Source organism: Brevundimonas sp., assembly GCF_031082345.1.
Lineage (GTDB): Bacteria > Pseudomonadota > Alphaproteobacteria > Caulobacterales > Caulobacteraceae > Brevundimonas.
Genome location: NZ_JAVHLH010000216.1, coordinates 977 through 4,726 on the forward strand (window position 1 = coordinate 977; position 3,750 = coordinate 4,726).

The window sequence follows — 3,750 nt, forward strand, 5'->3', positions numbered from 1 at the left end:
TCGACCTTCCGGATGCTCGATGCGCTCGGCGTCGGCGAGGGGCTGCGGCCGCACGCCTGCCGCATGGACCGCATTCTGGTGACCGACGGACGCCGGCCCGGGGCCGCCTCCCGCCCCGCCTCGTCCGCCTTCCTGCGCTTCGACGCCGACGAGATTGGCGACCGCACCGACGGCGAGCCGCTGGGATATATGGTCGAGAACCGGCGCATCCGCGTGGCCCTGGCCGAGGCGGTGACGGCGGCGGGGATCGAGGTCCGGGCCCCGGCCTCGGTCGAGCGGGTCGAAGCCGGCCCCGGTCTGGCGACGGTGATCCTCGCCGGGGGCGACAGCCTGCGCGCGCCGCTGGTGGTCGGGGCCGAGGGCCGCAACTCGCCGGTGCGGCGCGCGGCGGGCATCGAGACGGTCGGCTGGGGCTACGGCCAGAGCGGCGTGGTGGCCACCGTGTCCATGGGTCGGGACCACGGCAACGTCGCCCATGAATATTTCCTGCCCTCCGGCCCGTTCGCCATCCTGCCGCTTACGGAACAGCGGGCCAGTCTGGTCTGGACCGAGACGACCCGGCGGGCCGAGGCGCTGAGGGCGGCGTCGGACGAGGTCTTCCACGCCCATCTGATGCGGCGGTTCGGGGATTTCCTCGACGAGGTCTCGGTGATGGGGCCGCGCTTCGTCTATCCGCTGTCGCTGCAGCTGGCGGAGGACCTGACGGCGCCGCGCATCGCCCTGATCGGCGACGCGGCGCACGGGGTCCACCCGGTGGCCGGTCAGGGACTGAACATGGGGCTGAAGGACGCGGCGGCCCTGGCCGAGGTGCTGGTCGAGGCCGTGCGGCTGGGCGAGGATATCGGCTCGGAGACGGTGCTGGACCGCTACGCCCGCTGGCGGCGCTTCGACAATGCGGCCCTGGCGGCCGGCTTCGACGGCTTCGTGCGGCTGTTCTCCAATGATCTGGCCCCGGTGCGGCTGGCGCGGGACCTCGGCATCGCCGCCGTCAACCGCATCGCCCCGCTGCGCCGCGCCTTCATGCACGAGGCCGGCGGCGCGACCGGCGACCTGCCGCGATTGCTGCGCGGAGAGGCTCTCTAGGAGGGCGCGCTATCGCTCGGCGCACGGCGGCTCGCAGCGTGAGCGCGGACGGCGCCGCCTGGGCGCCGCTAGTCGAGCTTGCGGGCTTCCTCGGCCAGCATGATCGGCACGCCGTCGCGGATGGGGAAGGCCAGTTTGGCGTTCTTCGAGACCAGTTCCTGGCGCTCGCGATCGTAAGTCAGCCGGCCGCGGGTGACGGGGCAGACCAGCACCTCAAGCAGGCGAGGGTCGACGGAGGCGGGGGTGTGGAAGGCGTCGCTCATCGGATCACTATTGCATCGAAGGCGTATCGCCGTCGCCTGATTCCGCCGCGTCGATGGTCATCAGCGCGGTCAGGACTCCGGAGCGGTCGGTCAGGCTGGCGGCCTCCAGCAGCGCCTGCTTCTCGGACGGTTCGAACGGCAGGGCCATGGACAGGCTGTTGATCAGGGCCTCGGGCGGGGCAGTCTCGGCGGTGTCCCAGTCGATGTCGAGGCCGCGCGTCTCCAGATAGGCGCGCAGGGCGTCGAGCAGGCTGTCGCGGTCGAGCCCGACGTCGTCCACGGGCGGGGCGGCGAGGTCGGCTTCGAAGCTGGTGAAGTCCGCGCGGACCTGCCGGTAGGGGGCCTGGGTCGGCAGTTCGCTGGCGAGGCGGAAGCGGGCGCAGCCGGTCAGGGTGATCAGGTACCGGCCGTCCGAGGTTTCAGCGAAGCTGGTGATGCGGCCGGCGCAACCCACGGGCGACAGGCCGGGCAGGCTGAGCGACCCGGGACGGGGCTGGATCATGCCGATGATCCGGTCGCCGGCCATCGCATCGTCGATCATGTTCAGATAGCGCGGCTCGAAGATGTTCAGCGGCAGCTGGCCGCGCGGCAGCAGGATGGCGCCGGGCAGGGGAAAGACCGGGATGACCTGCGGCAGGTCCGCGGCCCTGACATAGCCCTGCGCCATGCGGATTCCCCTAGGCGAACAGGATGGAGGACAGACGGCGGCGGCCGTCCCGGGCGATTTCCGACGCGGGGCCGGCGGCCTCGAATACGGTCAGCAGCTGCTTGCGGGCGGCCTGGTCGTTCCACTCGCGCTCGGCGGCGACGATGGCCAGCAGACTGTCTACCGCGCCCTGCAGATCGCCGGCGGCGGCCTGGGCCAGCGACAGGTCGTAGCGGGCCTGGAGGTCCGTCGGATCGGCGGCCACGCGCGCCTCCAGCTCGGCGCTCGCCCCCGTCGGCGCGGCCGAGGCCAGGGCCAGCTGCGCCCGGATCGACTGGATCTGGGCGTTCTTCGAGTCCGCGGGCGCCATGGCGAGGGTCTGGCGGGCCTGGTCGGGGTCGCCGTCGGCGAGATAGACGCGGGCCATGCCGGCGATGGCGCCCTCGTGCCCCGGCTCCAGCGTCATCACCTGGGCGAAGGCCTGGGCGGCGCCGCCGAGGTCGCTCAGCGCCAGCGATTCCTCGCCCATCGACATCAGCTGTTCGATATCGGAGTTGGCGCTGGTCCCGCCGGTCAGCTTGTCGATGAAGGCCTTGAGTTGGCTCTCGGGCACTGCGCCCTGGAAGCCGTCAGCGGGCTGGCCGTCGACGAAGGCGTAGACGGTGGGGATCGACTGCACCCGCAGCTGGCCGGCGTAGGCCGGGTTCTTGTCGACGTCGATCTTGACCAGTTTGACGGCGCCGCCGGCGGCGCGGACGGCCTTTTCCAGCATCGGCGTCAGGGTGCGGCACGGTCCGCACCACGTTGCCCAGAAATCAACCAGCACCGGCTGGGTCTTCGAGGCCTCGACGACATCGGCCATGAAGCCGGCGTCGGAGCCGTCCTTGATCAGGTCGTCAGGCAGGGCGGTGGGGTCGGCGAGGCTCATGGGCGTCCTTGGGGTCGATCCTGTGGTCGGAAAAGGCGTAACGCGGCAGCCCCAAGATGGTCGCGGCGACCGTTCGTCTCAAGGGACGGGCTCAGGAAGGATCGCCCCCCGCTCCGGCGGGGCTGAGCTTCCAGCGAATCTTGGTTTCGGAATCGGTGCGGGCCGAGCCGCGCACGACGATCTGCAGCGAGCGGCGGGTCAGGCCTTCGTCGATATGCACCGAGGGCTCGATGGCGACGTCGGGCCCGTCGGTGCGGAACCACCAGCCCCGGCCGGAATGTCCGCGCAGCAGGATGGAGCGGCGGTCGCGGGCCAGCGAGGCCTGGACGCCCGGCTCCAGCTGGAAGCGCACGGCGTAGGGGGCGGCGATGGCGCGCACCACCTCCTTCTGACCCGGGGCGGGGTGCAGCCGTTCCTCGGCGCGGAGTTCGTCCAGCCGCTGGTCCAGATAGAGGCGACGCTGGTGCAGCAGGCCGAAATCATGGACCCAGCCGTCGTGTTCGGCCTCGAGCCAGACCGCGCCCTCGCCGTCGCGCCGGTTGACCTCGAGGTGGAGCGGGCGGCCGACAAGGCGCTGGCCCAGAAGCTCGCCCTTCCAGCCGCCCAACGGGGCCGCCGTCGAGGTCTCGCCGAGGGTCAGGGTCGAGTGGCCCGGTCCGAGACGAAGGCCCTGGCGGTCGGCCGCGCGCGGCGTCCAGCCGCAGCCGGTGACCAGCCGGTCCCGACCGCAGACGATCTCGAGCGCCATGGGCTGGGCGCAGGCGGCGGCGGACCAGGCGCCGCGGGTCGGCGCGGCGACGTCGGCAGCCCCCTTCTGACGGTGGCCGCCG

Annotated in this window: 5 protein-coding genes; 1 reads left to right on the forward strand and 4 read right to left on the reverse strand. The window is 72.1% G+C overall.

Annotated elements, in window-relative coordinates:
• Positions 1-1,083: UbiH/UbiF/VisC/COQ6 family ubiquinone biosynthesis hydroxylase (locus RDU12_RS12455; RefSeq protein WP_308684886.1), on the forward strand; the 1,083-nt coding region annotated here is incomplete at its 5' end.
• A 68-nt stretch (positions 1,084-1,151) separates the two neighbouring features.
• Here RDU12_RS12455 and RDU12_RS12460 read toward each other — a convergent pair.
• The 4 genes from RDU12_RS12460 to RDU12_RS12475 all read right to left on the reverse strand — a co-directional run.
• Positions 1,152-1,346, reverse strand: coding sequence for a Trm112 family protein (locus tag RDU12_RS12460; RefSeq protein ID WP_300293592.1), 195 nt, complete (start codon positions 1,344-1,346; stop codon positions 1,152-1,154).
• Positions 1,347-1,353: 7 nt separating this feature from the next.
• Positions 1,354-2,013: an LON peptidase substrate-binding domain-containing protein gene (locus RDU12_RS12465; protein ID WP_300293594.1), complete on the reverse strand. Its 660-nt coding sequence runs from the start codon at positions 2,011-2,013 to the stop codon at positions 1,354-1,356.
• 10 nt (positions 2,014-2,023) lie between these two features.
• The gene (gene trxA / locus RDU12_RS12470) at positions 2,024-2,920 is read right to left on the reverse strand and encodes a thioredoxin (protein WP_308684888.1); all 897 of its coding nucleotides are present in this window, start codon (positions 2,918-2,920) and stop codon (positions 2,024-2,026) included.
• Between the two features lie 91 nt (positions 2,921-3,011).
• Positions 3,012-3,750, reverse strand: a 739-nt coding sequence (locus tag RDU12_RS12475; RefSeq protein WP_308684890.1) for a heparinase II/III family protein, incomplete at its 5' end; no start/stop codon positions are given.